Source organism: Pseudomonas qingdaonensis (assembly GCF_018398475.1).
Classification (GTDB): Bacteria; Pseudomonadota; Gammaproteobacteria; order Pseudomonadales; family Pseudomonadaceae; genus Aquipseudomonas; species Aquipseudomonas palmensis.
Window position 1 is genome coordinate 2,940,720 of the sequence record NZ_CP074676.1, and the last position, 18,674, is coordinate 2,959,393.

The following is an 18,674-nucleotide window of genomic DNA, read 5'->3' on the forward strand; positions in this document are numbered from 1 at the left end:
GGAGCGGCCCATGCAAGACAGTGACAGCCTCAAGGACTACCAGCGCGTGCGCCAACTGGCGATCCGCTCGCTGTTCGAGATCATCGAGCAATCCAGCGAGGGAACGATCATCGTCGATCGCGATGCACGAATCGTGTGGATGAACCAGCGCTACGCACGGCGCTTTGGCCTGGAGGACGCCAGTGCCGCGATTGGTCAGCCGTGTGAAAGCGTGATCCCCGGCAGCCAGATGCGCGACGTGATCACCCAGGGCCGGCCGATTCTGCTGGACATGCTCGACACGCCCAAGGAGCCGCTGGTGGTGATGCGCCTGCCGATCCACGATGCCGAGGGCGCGGTGATGGGCGCCATCGGCTTTGCGCTGTTCGATGAGCTGCACAGCCTTTCGCCGCTGCTCAAGCGCTATGCCAGCATGCAGCAGGAACTGGCCTCGACCCGCTCGCTGCTGCGAGCGCGCCAGGCCAAGTACAGCTTTGCGCAGTTCATCGGTACCAGCGCCGCAAGCCTTGAGGTCAAACGCCGCGCGCGGCGTGGGGCCAGCAGCGATTCGCCGGTGCTGCTGCTGGGTGAGACCGGCACGGGCAAGGAGTTGCTCGCCCATGCCATCCACGCCGCCTCGCCCCGCGCCCACAAGCCGTTTGTCAGCATCAACAGCGCCGCCATCCCGCACGATCTGCTGGAGGCCGAATTCTTCGGCACCGCGCCGGGTGCGTTCACCGGCGCCGACCGCAAGGGCCGGCCGGGCAAGCTGCAGGTGGCCGAAGGCGGCACGCTGTTTCTCGATGAGATCGGCGACATGCCGCTGGCGCTGCAAAGCAAACTGCTGCGCGTGCTGCAGGAAAAGGAATACGAGCCGGTGGGTTCCAACCAGATGCTGCAGAGCGATGTGCGGGTGATTGCTGCCACTTCGCGCGACCTTTCGGCAGCGATGGCCCGCGGGGAGTTTCGCGCCGACCTGTATTACCGCCTGAACGTGCTGCCGATCGAGGTGCCGCCATTGCGTGCCCGGCTCGATGACCTGCCGGCGTTGAGCGAGGCGATTCTGGAGGAGCTGGGCAGCCGCCATGAGCTGCAGGCACCGGCACAGGCGCTGCTGGCCCGACATGCCTGGCCGGGCAACATTCGCGAGCTGCGCAACGTGTTGGAGCGGGCCACGCTGATGGCTGACCAGCAGCAACTGACTGCCGCCCAGGTGCAATCGGCATTGGGCCCGTTGACGCCCCTTACAGTCGACACCGACCCCATAACCGACTACAGGCAGGCGTGCGAAGCATTCGAGCGCCAGTTGCTGGAAAACGCCCTCGCTCGCTGCGCCGGGAATGTGCCGCAGGCCGCGCGTGAGCTGGGGTTGGGGCGTTCGACGCTGTACAAGAAGCTGGCGGCTCTGGGGATAAAGTCTCAATAGAGAGACTGGCATCTCAACCTGGAGACGGCCTTGCTGATGAATCGGCACAACGCGGTCATAGACCTGTTTGCGCGGTGTGTCAGGCAGTCCGCATATGCAGGTTTTGCTGGCGCTGCGCACCAGATCGCGGGGCAAGGCCCGCTCCTACGGCCTGCCGGCCAGAGGCGTAGGAGCCGGCGTTGCCGGCGAACGAGCGCGAAGCGGTCGTAGACCCTGACTGCGCGATGTATCAGGCAGATCGCATATGCAGGTTTTACTGGCGCTGCGCACCAGATCGCGGGCAAGGCCCGCTCCTACGGCCTGCCGGCCAGAGGCGTAGGAGCCGGCCTTGCCGGCGAACGGGCGCGAAGCGGTCGTAGACCCTGACTGCGCGATGTATCAGGCGGACCGCATGTACAGGTTTTACTGGCGCTGCGCACCAGATCGCGGGCAAGGCCCGCTCCTACGGCCTGCCGGCCCGAGGCGTAGGAGCCGGCCTTGCCGGCGAACGAGCGCGAAGCGGTCGTAGAACCAGAGTGCACGGGGTGTCATGCAGACCCCGTGTGCAGATCCCCATGCGCTGCAAGCGCACGTACGCCACCGCCAGTCTCAAACCAGAGACAATCATTCGATAAATTCCACTGGAATTAATATTTATCCTTACAAATCAATAGTTTATTAACATGGCACGGTCTTCGCTAAGGGCTGCATCCCAACAAAAACAAGATGCACCCAAGGAGACACTCGATGAGTGTGATCATTGCCCTGGCAGCCCTGGCGCTGCTGATGCTGGCGGCCTACCGTGGCTACAGCGTGATTCTTTTTGCCCCCATCGCCGCCCTCGGTGCGGTGCTGCTTACCGACCCTTCCGCCGTCGCGCCCGCCTTCACCGGGGTTTTCATGGAAAAGATGGTCGGGTTCATCAAGCTCTATTTCCCGGTATTTTTGCTCGGCGCCGTGTTCGGCAAGCTGATCGAGCTCTCGGGTTTCTCGCGCTCGATCGTGGCTGCCGCCATTCGCCTGCTAGGCACACGCCAGGCCATGCTGGTGATCGTGCTGGTGTGCGCGCTGCTCACCTATGGCGGCGTGTCGCTGTTCGTGGTGGTGTTCGCGGTGTACCCGTTCGCCGCCGAGATGTTTCGCCAGAGCGATATCCCCAAACGTCTGATACCAGCCACCATTGCCCTGGGTGCGTTCTCGTTCACCATGGACGCCCTGCCGGGCACCCCGCAGATCCAGAACATCATCCCCAGCACCTTCTTCAACACCACCGCCTGGGCCGCGCCTTGGCTTGGCGTGATCGGTACGCTGTTCGTGTTCTGCACCGGCATGCTGTACCTGCAGCGCCAGCGCAACAAGGCGCAGCGCGCCGGTGAAGGCTACGGCAGCGACTTGCGCAACGAGCCCGAAACCGCCGCCGACCTGACCCTGCCGCACCCGCTGCTGGCGTTGTCGCCACTGCTGCTGGTGGGGGTGATGAACCTGCTGTTCACCCACTGGATCCCGGCGTGGTACGGCAAGACCCACAGCCTGAGCCTGCCCGGCATGAGCGCCCCGGTACAGACCGAGATCGCCAAGCTGACGGCCATCTGGGCGGTCGAGGCCGCCCTGCTGCTGGGCATCCTGCTGGTGCTGGTCAGCGCCTTCGGCGCCATCCGCACACGCCTGGCAGAGGGCAGCAAGAGCGCGGTCAATGGTGCCCTGCTGGCGGCGATGAACACGGCGTCGGAATACGGTTTCGGCGCCGTGATCGCGTCGCTGCCAGGCTTTCTGGTATTGGCCGATGCGCTGCGCAACATTCCCAACCCGCTGGTCAACGAAGCCATCACCGTGACCCTGCTGGCCGGCATCACCGGTTCTGCATCCGGCGGCATGAGCATTGCGCTGGCAGCCATGGCCGACAGTTTCATCAGTGCGGCGCACGCGGCGAACATTCCGCTGGAGGTGCTGCACCGAGTGGCCGCGATGGCCAGCGGCGGCATGGACACCCTGCCGCACAACGGCGCGGTGATCACCCTGCTGGCGGTGACCGGCCTGACCCACCGCGAAGCCTACAAGGACATCTTCGGCATCACCCTGATCAAGACCCTGGCAGTCTTCGTGGTGATCGCTACCTTCTACGCTACAGGCATTGTCTAAGGAGACTTCCATGAGCCTTGCAGGAAAAGTCGCACTGGTTACCGGTTCCACCAGTGGCATCGGCCTGGGTATCGCCCAGGCATTGGCCGGCGCTGGCGCCGATGTGATTCTCAACGGCTTCGGCGACGCCAGTGCAGCGCTTGCCGAGGTGGGCCGGCATGGCACCCGGGTGGGGCACCACGCGGCAGACCTTGGCAGCGTGGAGCAACTGAACGACCTGTTTGCCTATGCCGAACGCGAGTTCGGCGGGGTCGATATCCTGGTCAACAATGCCGGCATCCAGCATGTCGCCCCGGTGGAGGCGTTCCCGATGGAACGCTGGGACGCGATCATCGCGCTCAACCTTTCGGCGGTGTTTCACAGCACCCGCCTGGCACTGCCCGGCATGCGCCAGCGCAACTGGGGGCGGGTGATCAACATCGCCTCGGTGCACGGGCAGGTCGGCTCGGTAGGCAAGGCCGCCTATGTGGCGGCCAAGCACGGGGTGGTCGGGCTGACCAAGGTGGTGGGCCTGGAGACCGCCACCAGCAACGTGACCTGCAACGCCATCTGCCCCGGCTGGGTGCTCACCCCGCTGGTACAGAAGCAGATCGACGATCGCATCGCCAGCGGGGTCGACCCGCAGCAGGCCCAGCAGGACCTGCTGGCCGAAAAGCAGCCCTCGCACGCCTTCGTCACACCGCAACACCTGGGCGAGCTGGTATTGTTTCTGTGTAGCGAAGCCGGCAGCCAGGTACGCGGCGCCGCCTGGAACATCGATGGCGGCTGGCTGGCCCAGTAGCCATCGGCCTGGGGCGCAGGTACCGCTGGCCGGCTACGACTGTCATTTTCAAACCGCAAGGAGCTTTTATGCGACCGCTTTCCCTGACCGCCCTGGTCATGCTGCCCCTGGCTTTCAGCGCCCCTGTTCTCGCAGCCAGCCTCAAGGATGTGGCCCCTTATCCCGAAGCCGAAAACGGTTTTGTGCGCCAGGTGATCCACCTGCCCGAGCAGAAAGACGAGTCGGCATTCAAGGTTGAGGTACTGGCCGGCAAGACCCTCAAGGTGGACTGCAACCTGCAGCGCCTGGGTGGCAACCTCGAAGAAAAGACCCTCGAAGGCTGGGGCTATAGTTACTACCGGCTGGACAAGGTGATGGGCCCTGTCTCTACCCTGATGGGCTGCCCCGACAACAAGAAGATCGACGCCTTCGTGCCGGTGGTCGGCGATGGTTTCCTGCTGCGCTACAACAGCAAGTTGCCGGTGGTGGTCTACACCCCCAAGGACGTGGAAGTGCGCTATCGCATCTGGTCGGCTTCCAGCGACGTGAAACGCGCCACGGTGGAGTAACCCGCCAAGGCGTGGGTTCGGGGCACGGCGCGCCAAGCCGCCCTGCCCCGAATCAGGCATAATCGCCGGTTTTACCCGTAACAGAGGCAACATGAAAGCACAGGCCCGTCACATCCTGGTCAAGACCGCCGAAGAGGCCGAACAGCTCAAGCAGCGCATCGCCAAGGGCGAAGCCTTCGATGTGCTGGCGAAAAAGTACTCCACCTGCCCGTCGGGCAAACGCGGCGGCGACCTGGGCGAAGTACGCCCGGGACAGATGGTGGGCGCCATCGACCAGGTGATTTTCAAGAAGCCGTTGCGGGTGGTACACGGCCCGATCAAGAGCAAATTCGGCTACCACCTGGTGCAGGTGTTCTACCGCGATTGAGCCCTCTGCCCTGATCGACAGGCGTGCCATCGGTCAGGCGTTTTTGCGCCAATGTGCACATTTCCGATGACCACCTATCATTTCTGCCAGTTGCGACCGCCGTCGCAGCCCTGTATCGCTTGGGCCGATCGCTAGCCCAAGGAGGACGAAATGAGCCCGCCCAGCCGCGTTGCCCTGGCGTGCCTGCCGTTGCTGGGCCCGTGGGCCCTGACAAGTCAGGCGGACTGCACCTTCGCCCCTACCGGCGGCAACGATCGTTATGTCTGCGACAGCGGCATTGGCACCTCCCTTGTCGACCCTGGCGGTGACAACACGCTGATACTGCCGGCCGGGGGCAGCGGCACCCTCGCCGGCAGCGTGACCTTCGGCCCCGGCGCCGACCGCGTCGAGATGGCGTCGGGCATCATCACTGGCGTGCTCGATCAGGGCGCGGGCATCGACACCTTCATCATGACCGGCGGGCAGTTGCAGGCCTTGCAACAGGGCAACGGCCGCGACCTGTTCCAGATGAGCGGCGGACGCATCATCGGCGCCTTCGAAGATGGCGATGTGGCCTACATGAGCGGAGGGCGCATCGGGCGCGTCGACATGAAGCTGGACCGCAACCTGTTCGACATGTCCGGCGGCATCATCGACGCCAACCTGGTCACAGGCTTTGACCGCGACACGGTCATCGTCAGTGGCGGACGCATCGGCGGCAACATCAGCGTCAGCGGCGGCGACGACAGCGTGACCATCAGCGGTGGCGAGGTGGTGGGCAATGTACTGCTCAGCTTCGGCGACGACAGCTTCACCTGGCGCGACGACGGCATCGTGCGCGGTGCGGTGCTGATGGGCGACGGCAGCGACCAGGCGCTGCTGGCCAACCTCGACGAAAGCCGCCTGGGGCTGGTGCGCCAGGTGGACGGCGGCCTGGGCAGCGACAGCCTGGTACTGGACCATACCCGCAGCAGCCTGGGCGCGCGCTATACCGGTTGGGAGCGCATGGCCCTGACCAACGCCTCGGTCTTCAACCTGGATGACCACCTGGTTCTTGGAGACCAGGGCACGGGTACCGGCACCTTGCTGATCGATGCCACCAGCCAGCTGGTGGCGCGCACCGGCCAGGTGACGGCGTTTGCCGGCGGCACATCGGTGAGCGTGAACAACGCCGGGCTCATCGACCTCAGCAGCGGCGCCAATGCACTGGGCCGCCTGACCCTCGACGGCAACTACGCAGGCAGCAACGGCGTGCTCAAGGTCGACAGCGTGCTCGAAGGCGACGGCGCCGCCTCCGACCGGCTGGTGGTCAACCAGGGCTCGCTGGCCGGCAGCACTGCCCTTCAGGTGAACAACCTGGGCGGCAGCGGCGCGCTGACAGCGGCCGATGGCATCCAGGTGGTCGAGGCCGGCCCTGGCACCACCAGCACCAGCACGGCGTTCAGCCTTGGCCAGCCCTTGTCGGCCGGGGCCTACCAGTACTACCTGTTCAAGGGCGGGGTCAGCGCTGGCAGCGAGAACAGCTGGTACCTGCGCTCGAGCGTGGTCGCGCCCCCGGTATCGGCGCCGCCCCTGCCCGGCCAGCCACCGCCACCGGTGGTGCCGGCGCCCGTGGCCGCCCCGGGTACCCCGCCACTGCCCACCCCGGTCGCCGGACAGGCCATCGTGCTGTACCGCGCCGAAGTGCCGGTGTACGCGGTGGCCAGCCGCGCCGCGGCCATCATCAGCCTGTCGACCCTGGGCACCTTCCACCAGCGCCAGGGCGAGCAACGCCTGCTCGACGAACAAGGCCCGGTGGCCGCCGGGTGGGCCCGCACCTTTGGCGAGCACCTGCGCCAGCAGTGGTCCGGCACGGTGTCGCCAAGCCTGGACGGCAACCTGAGCGGTTTCGAGGTGGGCCATGACCTGTATGCGACGCACACCGACGGCGGTTATCGCCAGCACGCCGGGGTGTATGTCAGCCATAGCCGGCTCGATGGCGATGTCAAAGGCTTCGCGCTGGGTTTCGAAGACAATGCGGTGGGCGATGTCCGCCTCGATGGCGACAGTGTCGGCGCCTACTGGACGCTGATCGGTCCCGGGCAGTGGTACGTGGACACAGTGCTGCAGTACACCGATCTGGACGGCCGCGCCCGTTCCGATCGCGGCGTGAAGCTCGATCTGGATGGGCATGCCCTGGCGGCCTCGGTGGAGGCCGGCTATCCGCTGGCATTGAGCGCGCGCTGGGTGGTCGAGCCCCAGGTGCAGGTGATCGCCCGCAAGGTCGACTTCGATACGCGCAGCGATGGCATTTCAACGGTCACCCAGGACAGCCAGACCAACTGGACCGGTCGCGTTGGCGCACGAATCAAGGGCAGCTACCTGGCCGGCAGCGTGCCGCTGGAGCCCTACCTGCGCAGCAATGTATGGCGCAGCAGTGGCGGGCGCGACACCCTGCGGTTCGACGGGGGCGAGCCGATCAGGACTGATCAGGCCGCCACCTGGATGGACGTGGGCGCCGGCCTGAGCGCCCGGCTGAGCCCCGCCGTGGCGGTGTACGGCGCAATGATCTACAGCGCCAACCTTGATAGCCGCCAGCAGGAATCGATTGGCGGCACCCTGGGGCTGCGCATCCGCTGGTAGGGCTCAGGCCCGGCGTGCGGCGAGAAGGCCGAACCCCGCCAGGCCCAGCAACGATGCGCTGACCCGGTTGAACAGCCGACGCGGTGCAGGCTGGTTGAACCAGCGCTGCATGTACGCCCCCAGCCAGCCGTAGATGGCGATGGCCAGCCACTCCAGTACCAGGAACATCGCCCCCAGCACGGCGAACTGCTCGGCCACCGGCGTGGCGCTTGTCACACTGACGAACTGGGGCAGGAACGCGGTGAAGATCAGGATGGCCTTGGGGTTGCCCGCCGCCACCAGGAACTCCTGACGCGCCAGGCGCAGGGTACCCACGCCGCGTGCACCGACCTGCGCGGCCTCGCCGACCGGTGCGCGCCACAACTGCCAGGCGATGTAGAACAGGTAGCCGGCGCCCAGCACCTTGACCAGTAGGAACAGGTATTCACTGGTATGCAGCACCACCGCCAGGCCCATGGCGGCCAGTACGATCATCCCGGCAAACGCCAGCAGGCGGCCGGCGCCAGCCAGGCAGGCCGTGCGCAGGCCGTAGCGGCTGGCGTTGTTCAGCGACAGCAGGTTGTTGGGGCCAGGGGCCATGTTCAGGGCGAAACAGGCCGGGATGAATAACGCGAGGGTGGTCAGGTCCATGAGGGGCTCCGGTGGCTGGGGCAACGAGTTTCAAATGCCCTGCCGGCCAGCGTCAAGTCATGTATGATCGCGCGCTTCTCGAAATCTGCCAGGAGGCGACCATGCGCCCGAACAGGGTAGGCAGCGGCAATATGATGGTCTTGCTGATGGCTGGCTTCCTGTTGATTCTGGGTGCCCTGGCGATGGCCCTGCTGAACCTGCAAGACCTGCAGGCGGGCAGCGTGACCAGTATGGTCAGCAACCGTATCCGGCCAGTCCACCACGTGACCCATACGCTGCGTGACAACCCCGACGCGTTTCATGCCGCGATCCTGTTCAAGATGGTGTTCAGTGGCCTGATGCTGCTGGTTGGCATCGCGTTGTCATGGGTATCGATACGCCAGCTCAGGCGAACCCCCACCAAGCCCAACGGTGACCCGTGGTGGTTCATCTAGGCGTCTGCAGTAACTCAAGGCTGGCAAGATCAAGCAGGCTGAAGTGTCCGCTTGCCCAGCCGCCGGTATCGAGGTGCCAGACATTGCCCAGCACCTTCACCTCGCGCAGCGTGGTGTGCCCGACGATCAGCGCACGCAAGCCCTGAACCTCGCCAGTGTCGCCCTGCTGCAAGCGTCGCCGCGACCATTGGCACACTTCCTGAACATCGGCTGAAGGTTCGCCTGCCAGGTGCTCGCACAGTGTCTGCCAATGCGCGAACGGGCAGTCGGCGTGCAGCAGGCCAACCAGGCCTTCAGGGGTTTGCAGCTCCAGCGCCAGGGGCATCTGTTCGAAGGCGGCCACAAAGCGGGCCTGGGCCTGCGCATCCAGGTCGAGAAACCAGCCGCCACCACTGGCGCGGTACATCGCCTGGTCCAGCCAGTGGCCCCGCACGTGGGCAATGGCCAACGCTTCATGATTGCCTTGCACCGCGTGAAACCAGGGTTGATCGAGCCATGCCAGCGCCTGTTCGCTGTCGGGCCCACGGTCGACCAGGTCGCCCACGCTGAAAAGCCGATCGATGGCCGGATCGAACCCGACGGCATCCAGTGCCTGCTGCAGGCGCTGGAAGTGCCCATGGACATCGCCCACCGCGATATCGCGGCCACGACGGTTGGCCCGTACCTGCACCCTGGCGCTCATGCTGTGCCTCCCCTCTTCTGTTGCCGATGGTGTCGCCTGCTAGAATGCACCCATTTGAACGCAATCAGCCCATCCGAGGTATCCATGGGTATCAAGAAGTCCTCCGCAGAACTCAAACGTGACCTGAAGCTGGTCGCCACCGACCTTGAGCGTACCGCCGGTGAAATCAGCAAGCTGGCCGAGCGCATCAAGGACGTCGACGTGGTGGCGGTGCTGCACCTGATGAACCGCCTGTACCGGGACTCGGACAAGCTCAAGGCCTATGCCGACGAGGTCAAGGACGGGCGCATAGTGCGCGGCAAACCCGATTGAGGCTGGGGGGGCCAACTGCCGGCGCACTGCTACACTTAATTCGCCGAAGGGAGGAATGCGCCATGTCCGACAAAGAGATCACCACCCTGCTGACCCTGATCAACCACCGTCAGGACCGCCTGGCCGTGGCCTGCAAGGAGATCGCCGACTGGATCGACCGCCAGGGCGATGTACCGGTGGCGGGCAAGATCCGCGACACTCTCAAGGCCGTCGAAGCCGACGAGGTGCTGGTGAAGAAGACCCTGACCTCCCTCACCCTGGACCGACCGCTGCCGCGCTTTCGCTAGCCGCTGACAGGCAGGCGCATCGCCCGTTCCGATGGAATTGTTGTCGCAATATCAATATGATAGCGGCCTGTCGCACGCCGTTCGTGCGACAGTGGACAATGACTCGGGAAGGATTACTCGTGAAAGATTTTGTTATCAGCGTCAACAACGTGGTGCTGTACGTGGCACTGGCCGTCATCTGGATTTCCGGCCTGTTCATGTTCAGCCAGAGCTTCCTGGCTGGCCTGGGCACATTGATTGTCGGTACGCTGACCTGGTGCATCGTTTCCGGCTTCTGGTTCGTCCAGTCGGCCACCTACGAAGAACTGCGCAAGCTCAACAACAAGCCCTGACGCCCCGGCGTAGCGCTTGACCCACTGCCCCGCGGCGTTGCCCGGGGCAGTTCTGTTTCAGGGCCCTGCTGCCCGCCCCCCTCCCCGCAACCTGCTGTAACGCAACCGGTCGCCCCCTCGCGACATCCGGTGGAATCCCTGCCGCCCTGGCCTGTCGGAAGCTGTGCAACGCCCTTCATACCCATGAACACTGCGAGGCAGGCAATGACCAATCAAACACTGCAAAACGAAGTACTCACCCGGCTGTACCACGCCCACCCGAACGGGTTGGGCAAGGAAGTGCTGGACAACTTCGAAGGCGAAAAGGCGGTGGCCGAGACGCTCAAGCAACTGCAGGACAAGGGGTTGATCCAGGACGGTGCGGTCACCGTTGGGGCCGACGATGAACCGTCAGTGCGTTACCCGATCAAGCTCAGTGCGGCGGGTGTGACCGCGGCCAAGGCAGCCGGCGGCTGATTGCACGGCTGATTGCAAAAAGGCCCGGCATTGCGCCGGGCCCTTGTTTGCGGCTACTCGCCAAGAAGCGGTGGCTTGCGTGGTTCTGGCCCGCCCTTGGGCGCCTTGGCCGGGCCTACCGGATCCACCTGCGGGTCATCCAGGTCTGGCGAATCGGGATCAAAGTCCAGCGTGTCCCGTTCAGAGGCGTGCTCGGATGAATGCGGTCCTTCTGGTTTGTGCTGATTACCGGTCATCAATACCTCCACGTCGTCGAATGGGGCCAGGCATCCGGGTGTCTGCCAGCGATTCCTCCAGCCCCCTGGCAGACGCCTCTGCGCTCAATCATTGGGCAGCGGCATGTCTTCGTCATCGGGCACGCCATCACCGCTGGCCGGGTCTTTCCAGTCCTCGGGACGATCTGGCGTGAACACCGGTGGGCGTGCCAGCGGATCGACGTCTTCGGGAGCCGTCGTCGGTTGGGTGGGGTCTTGGGCTTGGGCAGTCACTTGGTCAGTCATGGAACACCTCGCCAGCAAAGGCCCGGAACATCCGGGCCCTGTCAGTTGGAGGTCAGGCCGGGGCCAGGGTGCAGCACACGCGACGAATGGTGAAGCCGGCAGGGCTACGGGTCTTCGGGCTGGTCATCGTCATCGTCGAGCAGACCCCAGGCATCATCGTCCTCGTCATCCTCATCCATACCGCCCGCCTCTGGCTCGGGGGCAATGTATTGATCGTGAAATTCGTGGTCGAGCAGGTGGTCGTGCTCGGGTTCGTGGATATCGTCGTCATCGTGCATGGAACGGGCTCGCCGGCGGTTCTGGTAAGCGCGTATTTAACCAGAATTTGAAGGGGCGCCGCGCGCCCCTTCACAGCTGAGCCCGCTCCTGCAGAACGGCGCAGGAGACGGGCTGCAACGGCTACTTGGTAGCCCAGGCGTTGAACCGCTCCTCCAGTTCGTCACCATGATCGACCCAGAACTCGACATTCATCGACAGCGCTCCTTGAAGGTTCTGCGGCGAGGTCGGCACCCAGCTGGCCAGCGACGGGTCCAGCTTTGCCGCGGCCTGGGTGTTGGTCGGGCCGTAGGGAATCTGCTGCACATAGCGCACCTGCGCTGCCGGGTCGTTGGTGTAGGCGATCAGCCGCTTGGCCTGGTCGACATGTTTGGAGCCCTTGATGATGGCCCAGTAGTCCATGCCGTACAGGCTGCCGGGCCATACCACCGCCAACGGCGCACCGGCCTGCGCGGCGCTGGCGATGCGCCCGCTGTAGGTGGAGGTCATCACCACGTCACCCGCCGTCAGCCACTGCGCCGGCTGCGCGCCTGCCTCCCACCACTGGATGTTGGGCTTGAGCTCGCTCAGCTTGGCAAAGGCGCGGTCCACGCCCTCGGGGGTGGCCAGTACCTTGTAGACGTCCTCGACCTTGACGCCGTCGGCCAGCAGTGCGAACTCCAGGTTGTACACCGCACGCTTCCTCAGGCCGCGCTTGCCCGGGTATTTGTTCACGTCCCAGAAGTCGGCCCAGGAGGTGGGCGCCTGGGCCAGTTTGTCGCGGTCATAGGCGATCGCCACGCTCCACACCAGCGCCGCCGAGCCGCACGCCTGGGCAGCGTCCGGGATCAGCTCGTCGGCATGCCCCAGCTGCTTCCAGTCGAGGGGTTCGTACATGCCTTCGTCGCACCCGCGCATCAAGTCAGGCCCTTCGATCTGCACCACATCCCAGTCCACATTGCCAGTGTCGACCATGACCTTGATGCGGGCCATTTCACCGTTGTACTCGCTCTGGATCAGCTTGCTCTTGTCCTGGGCACTGAACGGCTGGAAGAACGCCACGTCCTGGGCCTTCTGCCCGGCACCGCCATAACCCACCACGACCATCTGTGGAGCTGCCTGGGCACTGCCCAGGCCCAGGGCAAGCAGCACTGCATACAGGCCTGGTTTACGCGGGAACGCTTTCATCGATGGATCCTCCTGCGGGTACCACTCGGCCTGGCGCCGGCGTGGTCCACTTTCTTGTTTTTGTGAGGTAAGCCCCTGCACTGGGGTGTCTCGACGCTAATCAAACCCAAGTAAAAAAACAAGTTGATTTTTTACTGTCGGTACACTTTCATAGAAAAATAATAACAACACCCCCGCTGGAGCCTGACCACCATGTCGACCGCCTTCGCGCACCTGTTCACCCCGTTGCAGATCCGTGGCAAGCGCCTCAAGAACCGCATCATGTCCAGCGGCCACGACACCTCGATGCCCACCGACAACCTGGTCAACGAACAGCTGATTGCCTATCACCAGGCCCGGGCCGAAGGTGGTGTGGGGCTGATCGTGCTGCAGGTGGCCGGCGTACACGACAGCGCCCGCTACACCTCCCACGTGCTGATGGCCACCGATGACGCCTGCATCGAGGGGTATCGCCGGCTGGCCGAGACCTGCCATGCCCACGGCACCGTGGTGCTGTCGCAGATCTTTCACCCGGGGCGCGAGATCATGGAGTCCAGCGACGGCTTGCTGGCGGTGGCCTACTCGGCCTCGGCGGTGCCCAACGAACGATTCCGGGTGATGCCGCGCGAGCTTGACCAAGGCATGATCGACGAGATAGTGGCCGGCTATGCCGCGGCGGCGCGGCGCCTGCATCAGGCGGGCGTGGACGGCGTGGAGGTGGTGGCCAGCCACGGGTACCTGCCCGCCCAGTTCATCAACCCACGGGTCAACCGGCGTAGCGACGGCTACAACGGCGACCTTGAACATCGTTTGCGCTTTGTGCGCGAGGTCATCGCCGCGGTGCGTGCCAGCACCGACGAACACTTCATCATCGGCCTGCGCATCAGCGCCGATGAACGCGACGCCGAGGGCCTGAGCGAAGATGAATCGCTCGGCGCGGTGAAGGCCCTGCAAGGGCAACTGGACTATGTGCATATTGTGGCCGGCACCTCGGCGTCCCTGGGCGGCGCGGTGCATATCGTGCCGCCGATGGCCATCGAGGCCGCCTATCTGGCCCGCGAGGCGGGCACCTTCAAGGCCAGCCTGGACATTCCGCTGTTCGTTACCGGGCGCATCAACCAGCCCCAGGAGGCCGAGCTGATACTTGCCCGCGGCCAGGCCGACGTGTGTGGCATGACCCGCGCGCTGATCTGCGACCCGCAGATGCCGAACAAGACCGACAGCGGCCGGGCCGAAGACGTGCGTGCCTGCATCGCCTGCAACCAGGCCTGTATCGGGCACTTCCACAAGGGCCTGCCGATTTCGTGCATCCAGCATCCGGAGACCGGGCGCGAGCGGCAGTTCGGCCAACTGCAGCCTGCCACACTGCGCAAGAAGGTGATGGTGGTGGGCGGCGGCCCGGCCGGCATGAAGGCTGCCGCGGTAGCGGCGGCCCGTGGTCATCAGGTCACCCTGTATGAGGCGGCCGCCCAACTGGGTGGCCAGGTGCTGCTGGCGCAACTGCTGCCACGGCGCAGCGAATTCGGCGGTGCCAGCACCAACCTGCAACGCGAGATGCAGTTGGCCGGCGTGGAGGTGGTGCGCAATACCCGGGTCGACCGCGCGCTGGTCGCGCGCGAGCAGCCGGATGCCGTGATCGTCGCCACCGGTGCCGCGCCCTACTGGCCGGCTTTCGAGCGCGGCGGCGAGTTGCAGGTGGTCGACGCCTGGCAGGTGCTGCGCGAGCAGGTACAGGTCGGTCGCTCGGTGATGGTGATGGACTGGCGCTGCGACTGGATCGGGCCGGGCATCGCCGAACGCCTGACCCGCGCCGGGCATCAGGTGCAACTGGCGGTCAACGGTACCCACTGCGGCGAGAGCCTGCCGTTGTATGTGCGTGACCAGATGGCCGGCGAGCTGCACAAGCTGGGCATCCCGATCACGCCCTATGCGCGGCTGTATGGCTGCGACGACAGCAGCGTCTACCTGCAGCACACCGCCAGCGGCGAGGCGATGATCTTCGAAGGCATCGACACCCTGGTGCTGTGCCACGGCCATCACCCGGTCGACACCCTGGCCGGCGAGATCCAGGACCTGGCCGCAGTACACCGCATTGGCGATTGCCTGGCGGCGCGTACCGCCGAGGAAGCCATCTATGAGGGTCTTAAAGTCGCCGCGAGCCTGTGAGGCTGTTTATACTCCGGGCCTTTGCAGGGCTGATCGGATAACGCCATGAGCAACAACAGCAAGCTGCCGCCCACCGCCGAGGACGGCAGCGCCGCGCCGCACTTTCTGGGCACGCGCATTCGCGGGCTTCGCAAGCGTCGCGGCATGACCCTGACCGAGCTTGCGCAACAGAGCGAGCTGACCGCCGGCTATATCAGCCAGCTGGAACGCAACCTGTCGTACCCCTCGATACCGGCACTGTTCAATATCGCCCGCAGCCTGGGCGTGACCATCCAGTGGTTCTTCGCCAGCGAGGCGGTCACCGCCCCCGAGGACAGCGGCTACGTGGTGCGCCGGCAGAGCCGACTGAGCGTGCATTACGAAGACGGCATCGTCGACCAGTTGCTCACCCCGCAACCCAACCGCGAACTGGAGATGCTCCACTCGCGTTTTCCGCCAGGCACCTACAGCCAGCAGAGCTACAGCCATGAGGGCGAAGAAGCCGGGTACGTGCTGTCCGGCCGCTTCGAGCTGTGGGTGGGGGATCGCCATTTCGAACTCGGCGAAGGCGATAGCTTCAGTTTCTCCAGCCAGGAGCCGCACAAATACGGCAACCCGGGTGAAGTGGATGCGGTGGTGATCTGGGTGATCACCCCGCCCACCTTCTGAGCCCTGCGCCCCAAGCCTCGGCTGACTGGGGCGCACGTTCGCTCAAGCTAGTTGTTGGGGGGTTGCCGAGGCGCCGGCTCCGCAGGGGGCGTGTCGGGCTTTTGCATCTGCAGGGAAGACTTGCTGCGATCGGTATCCTTGTCGACATGCTCGGGCTCGTTGAAGCACCCTTGCAGCATCGACAGGCTGGCTACCAGCAACGCCAACGCTGTCAGTTTCATGACGTTAACCTCCAGGCACTGCCGGCATTGGCAACGCCCCTCAGTGGAAGATAAAGGCATTGGCTTCCTTCACCAGCTCGCGCCACTCGCGACTGCTGATGATGCCCGCCACCTCGAGTGCATCGGCGGCCATCAACGCCTTGTCGTAACGCTGCTCGGCGTCCAGTGACGCATGCTCGTGGACCAACGCCTGTCGCCAGTTCTGCAACGCCTGCCTTTTGTCCGTGTCGTTCATCGTCACCTCTCCTCTACGACTGGAACGGTGCGTACTGCATTGCCAATGGCCAGCGCGTGCGCACTGGCCAGCGGGCATTCACTCAGGGTTGGGCTGCATCACCGCCATGTGCGCTGGCAAGTGCCCTGGCCTTGGTCAGATGCTCTTTCAGCGTGGGCAGGGTTTTCTCGGCGAACGCCTTGAGCTCGGCATCGGTGCCGTCCTTCACATAGTTCTCGAACAGCTCGATGGTGGCCTCGTGCGCCTTGACCTGGTTGTTGGCATAGGCCTGGTCGAACGACTTGGCGCTACGCAGCTCCAGAATCATCGCCTTGGCCTTGTCCATCAGCATGGCATCATCCGAGACTTCCAGCTTTTTGCTGGCAGCGATGGCCTTGAGCTTCTCGTTGGCGGCGGTATGGTCCTTGACCATCATGTCGGCAAAGGCCTTCACGTCGCTGGCGCTGCCCTTCTCCTGGGCCAGCTTGCCGGCTTCCACTTCGGCGATGCCTTTGGCCGAGGCGTCTTCCACGAAATCGTCGGCGTCCTGGGCCGCGTGTACCGCGCCTGCCAGGGTAAACGCCAGCGCAAAAGCACTGCTTCGCAACAGGGTATTCATCATGAAATCCTCGTTCTGTTTTTCGGGAACTGCGTTTGAGGTACCGCTGTTCATGTGAGCGCGTGGCGGCGTGGGTGGTTCATCTTTTTTGCCTGGCCTGTTTGCGGCCGTCGATACACGGGCAAAAAAATTGAATTAGCCCGACACCCGCCCGGTCCAGACCTATGAACGCAGTAAATCTGACGAGGTAACAGCAATGACTATCGAAGCAGAGACACTCGTACAACTGACCGACGCCCTGCGCAAACGCGGCCTGACCCGCGTCTCGGACATCACCTTCATGCGCGCGCCCTACCGGCACAATCACCGCTGGACCTGCACGGTGAAATAGCAATCATTCAGACCAATCCCGTAATTTTCACAAGCCTTTCACATTCGAAGGCTTATGGTTGACCCAGCTCCTAGTAGAAACCTTTAAGCCCGCTCCCCCCCATCGCGGGCTTTTCTTTGTCTGGGATTTGGGTTGTCACAGGCAGGCTGATGACCGAGCCGCCTTTTGTTCAACGCACACAAAAGCGCTCGACCTCATGATTGCCGAGGCGAGCGCTGTTGCGTCCTGAGTGTAAATGTCAGGGATCAAGTCGCTGGTGCAATTCAAATCCCCTCGAATTTGAACGGTGCGGACTCTTCGAAGCGGGCGGACACTTCGCCGGCATACACGTTTGCCTGGTTCGGCCCCAGGTCCAGCTTCTTCACCTTGCCGGTTTTCTGGCTGAGGTCCAGCTTCTTCAGGTCAACCCAGAACGTATTGGGCGTGACTGCGGACTCGAAAAAATACTGCTTGTGTTTATGGTCCGCCACGGTGCGCCAGCGCGTGGATGAGATATTGGGCTGATCTGGCGTTGTAATGCCGTACGGCACCGAGACGTTGCGAATCACACTGAACACACTGGCCAGTGACAGCCGCGCATCCTCATGCTTGGGCACGGCATTTACGTAGAAGGACGCACGCGCAAAGCGATCAGGCGAGCGGTTGGTGCCAGGCAACATCTGTGTTCCGTCAATGCCTTGCCAATAAGCATACATTTCCAACTGCTCGTCGAACTTCGGCGAGTTCGTCATCACTTGATATTTTCTGTCGTGGTGAATGACTTGCTTGCCATCGATATATTCAACGATTGCGCTATCACCCGACGCATCGGACATTGAAAGGTGGAGCGTTGCCAGGCGGGTTTCCTTCGGAACCTTGGATGTCACCACATGAAACGGTTCGGCCTTGAGCGCCTCGACCGCTTCAGCCACGGTCTTGAAGTTATCCAATACGTACTGAGCCCATGCCGAGATACTGAGCCCTGGCTTGCCCTGTTCGAGTGCTGGATATTCTGATTCCACCAGCCACAGCAGGTTTGCAGACAACCCGGCTTCGTTGATGCCGTCGGTGGTGGAAATATCGTAGCCGGACGCAATGACACTGCCGTACTTCGACGTCCAGGTAACCGAATTGGGGCCTGCCTCACCGTGGCGCTTCATGCCCTGGGGGAACACCCACAGGTTGGTTTCCACATCCTTCGCCCAGTCCATTGAGCGTGCCGTTATGATCTGTTGGTTATCTCCAAGAAAAACCAGCCGCGTGCAGGCGTGCACCACGGGTATCGATGAACAGAAACCGACCAGGGCCAGTGCAATTCCTTTTGCTGCGGGTGAAAGTTTCATTCCTTTGATTTCCTTGACCAAACTGATTATCAACACGCGCGAGCCCAGGCCTTCAAGCGAACGTGCAAGCACCTGGCTCGGTAATGACAAATAGTGTCTGATCGTCAATGACGACAAACATCAGCCAATAAAGCACGGACATATCAGAAATCAAGATTTGAGGGGACAAACAGCGTTCGCTTACAAGTACCGCAGCCTTGGCTTACCCCACTTGGGTCGATTCGGTGTTTTTCCATTTTGTGGTTGCACGGGGCGCGGATGCGCCGGCCGAGCTGGTC

At 63.7% G+C, this 18,674-nt stretch carries 24 protein-coding genes; 14 read left to right on the plus strand and 10 right to left on the minus strand.

Translation table 11 applies throughout. The features are described 5' to 3' along the window. Positions 1-10 precede the first annotated feature (10 nt). From KH389_RS13355 to KH389_RS13380, 6 genes are all read left to right on the plus strand, one after another. Positions 11-1,405: a sigma-54 interaction domain-containing protein gene (locus KH389_RS13355; protein ID WP_058540164.1), complete on the plus strand. Its 1,395-nt coding sequence runs from the start codon at positions 11-13 to the stop codon at positions 1,403-1,405. A 726-nt stretch (positions 1,406-2,131) separates the two neighbouring features. Next, a complete protein-coding gene (locus KH389_RS13360) occupies positions 2,132-3,523 on the plus strand; it encodes a GntP family permease (RefSeq protein WP_058540163.1) in 1,392 nt (463 codons plus the stop codon). A 10-nt stretch (positions 3,524-3,533) separates the two neighbouring features. Further along, positions 3,534-4,304 (plus strand): 3-hydroxybutyrate dehydrogenase, encoded by a 771-nt coding sequence (gene hbdH, locus KH389_RS13365; protein WP_213607482.1) that lies wholly within the window; start codon positions 3,534-3,536, stop codon positions 4,302-4,304. 68 nt (positions 4,305-4,372) lie between these two features. Continuing rightward, positions 4,373-4,852, plus strand: a complete 480-nt coding sequence (eco, locus tag KH389_RS13370; RefSeq protein ID WP_054914544.1) for a serine protease inhibitor ecotin — start codon at positions 4,373-4,375, stop codon at positions 4,850-4,852. A gap of 91 nt (positions 4,853-4,943) precedes the next feature. Continuing rightward, positions 4,944-5,219, plus strand: coding sequence for a peptidylprolyl isomerase (locus KH389_RS13375; protein WP_038611202.1), 276 nt, complete (start codon positions 4,944-4,946; stop codon positions 5,217-5,219). Positions 5,220-5,369: 150 nt separating this feature from the next. Then, on the plus strand, positions 5,370-7,820 hold the full coding sequence (locus KH389_RS13380; RefSeq protein WP_213607483.1) for an autotransporter family protein: 2,451 nt from the start codon (positions 5,370-5,372) through the stop codon (positions 7,818-7,820). Between the two features lie 3 nt (positions 7,821-7,823). On the opposite strand, the gene KH389_RS13385 is transcribed toward KH389_RS13380, so the two are convergent. Next, positions 7,824-8,450 carry a LysE family translocator gene (locus KH389_RS13385; protein WP_043861489.1) on the minus strand — a complete coding sequence of 209 codons (627 nt, stop codon included), beginning with the start codon at positions 8,448-8,450 and terminating at the stop codon, positions 7,824-7,826. Between the two features lie 101 nt (positions 8,451-8,551). On the opposite strand from KH389_RS13385, the gene KH389_RS13390 reads away from it, so the two are divergent. Continuing rightward, complete coding sequence (locus KH389_RS13390) at positions 8,552-8,884, plus strand: hypothetical protein (RefSeq protein WP_058540160.1); 333 nt, start codon at positions 8,552-8,554, stop codon at positions 8,882-8,884. Here the strand turns inward: KH389_RS13390 and KH389_RS13395 are convergent. Continuing rightward, the gene (locus tag KH389_RS13395; RefSeq protein ID WP_058540159.1) at positions 8,877-9,566 is read right to left on the minus strand and encodes a metallophosphoesterase; all 690 of its coding nucleotides are present in this window, start codon (positions 9,564-9,566) and stop codon (positions 8,877-8,879) included. The two genes, KH389_RS13390 and KH389_RS13395, sit on opposite strands and share 8 nt — an antisense overlap. Positions 9,567-9,650: 84 nt before the next feature. Here KH389_RS13395 and KH389_RS13400 point away from each other — a divergent pair, with 84 nt between their 5' ends. The 4 genes from KH389_RS13400 (at position 9,651) to KH389_RS13415 (ending at position 10,953) form a co-directional block, all read left to right on the plus strand. After that, entirely contained in the window at positions 9,651-9,878 is a 228-nt protein-coding gene (locus KH389_RS13400) for a hypothetical protein (protein ID WP_043861486.1), read from the plus strand. 62 nt (positions 9,879-9,940) lie between these two features. After that, a complete protein-coding gene (locus KH389_RS13405; protein WP_043861485.1) occupies positions 9,941-10,165 on the plus strand; it encodes a hypothetical protein in 225 nt (74 codons plus the stop codon). Between the two features lie 119 nt (positions 10,166-10,284). Then, positions 10,285-10,497 carry a hypothetical protein gene (locus tag KH389_RS13410; protein WP_043861484.1) on the plus strand — a complete coding sequence of 71 codons (213 nt, stop codon included), beginning with the start codon at positions 10,285-10,287 and terminating at the stop codon, positions 10,495-10,497. Positions 10,498-10,701: 204 nt separating this feature from the next. Beyond that, the gene (locus tag KH389_RS13415) at positions 10,702-10,953 is read left to right on the plus strand and encodes a hypothetical protein (RefSeq protein WP_043861483.1); all 252 of its coding nucleotides are present in this window, start codon (positions 10,702-10,704) and stop codon (positions 10,951-10,953) included. Positions 10,954-11,006: 53 nt separating this feature from the next. Here KH389_RS13415 and KH389_RS13420 read toward each other — a convergent pair whose 3' ends face one another. The 4 genes from KH389_RS13420 to KH389_RS13435 form a co-directional block, all read right to left on the minus strand. Beyond that, the gene (locus KH389_RS13420; RefSeq protein ID WP_078480403.1) at positions 11,007-11,189 is read right to left on the minus strand and encodes a DUF6021 family protein; all 183 of its coding nucleotides are present in this window, start codon (positions 11,187-11,189) and stop codon (positions 11,007-11,009) included. Positions 11,190-11,273: 84 nt separating this feature from the next. Beyond that, on the minus strand, positions 11,274-11,453 hold the full coding sequence (locus KH389_RS13425) for a hypothetical protein (RefSeq protein ID WP_080922870.1): 180 nt from the start codon (positions 11,451-11,453) through the stop codon (positions 11,274-11,276). Between the two features lie 104 nt (positions 11,454-11,557). Further along, positions 11,558-11,731 (minus strand): hypothetical protein, encoded by a 174-nt coding sequence (locus KH389_RS13430; RefSeq protein ID WP_167400190.1) that lies wholly within the window; start codon positions 11,729-11,731, stop codon positions 11,558-11,560. A gap of 121 nt (positions 11,732-11,852) precedes the next feature. After that, positions 11,853-12,896, minus strand: coding sequence for an ABC transporter substrate-binding protein (locus KH389_RS13435; RefSeq protein ID WP_054914548.1), 1,044 nt, complete (start codon positions 12,894-12,896; stop codon positions 11,853-11,855). A 192-nt stretch (positions 12,897-13,088) separates the two neighbouring features. Here KH389_RS13435 and KH389_RS13440 point away from each other — a divergent pair, with 192 nt between their 5' ends. After that, positions 13,089-15,041, plus strand: a complete 1,953-nt coding sequence (locus KH389_RS13440) for an oxidoreductase (protein ID WP_116054065.1) — start codon at positions 13,089-13,091, stop codon at positions 15,039-15,041. 45 nt (positions 15,042-15,086) lie between these two features. Then, the gene (locus KH389_RS13445) at positions 15,087-15,689 is read left to right on the plus strand and encodes a helix-turn-helix domain-containing protein (protein ID WP_043861479.1); all 603 of its coding nucleotides are present in this window, start codon (positions 15,087-15,089) and stop codon (positions 15,687-15,689) included. Positions 15,690-15,736: 47 nt separating this feature from the next. On the opposite strand, the gene KH389_RS13450 is transcribed toward KH389_RS13445, so the two are convergent. The 3 genes from KH389_RS13450 to KH389_RS13460 form a co-directional block, all read right to left on the minus strand. Next, the gene (locus KH389_RS13450; protein ID WP_167400191.1) at positions 15,737-15,910 is read right to left on the minus strand and encodes a hypothetical protein; all 174 of its coding nucleotides are present in this window, start codon (positions 15,908-15,910) and stop codon (positions 15,737-15,739) included. 40 nt (positions 15,911-15,950) lie between these two features. Further along, positions 15,951-16,145, minus strand: a complete 195-nt coding sequence (locus KH389_RS13455; protein WP_054914550.1) for a hypothetical protein — start codon at positions 16,143-16,145, stop codon at positions 15,951-15,953. A gap of 82 nt (positions 16,146-16,227) precedes the next feature. Continuing rightward, on the minus strand, positions 16,228-16,743 hold the full coding sequence (locus KH389_RS13460; RefSeq protein WP_043861503.1) for a DUF4142 domain-containing protein: 516 nt from the start codon (positions 16,741-16,743) through the stop codon (positions 16,228-16,230). Between the two features lie 196 nt (positions 16,744-16,939). Here KH389_RS13460 and KH389_RS27525 point away from each other — a divergent pair, with 196 nt between their 5' ends. Then, positions 16,940-17,074: a hypothetical protein gene (locus KH389_RS27525; RefSeq protein ID WP_255001044.1), complete on the plus strand. Its 135-nt coding sequence runs from the start codon at positions 16,940-16,942 to the stop codon at positions 17,072-17,074. A 263-nt stretch (positions 17,075-17,337) separates the two neighbouring features. Here the strand turns inward: KH389_RS27525 and KH389_RS13465 are convergent, their stop codons facing one another. Further along, complete coding sequence (locus KH389_RS13465) at positions 17,338-18,396, minus strand: linear amide C-N hydrolase (RefSeq protein ID WP_043861477.1); 1,059 nt, start codon at positions 18,394-18,396, stop codon at positions 17,338-17,340. Positions 18,397-18,674 lie beyond the last annotated feature (278 nt).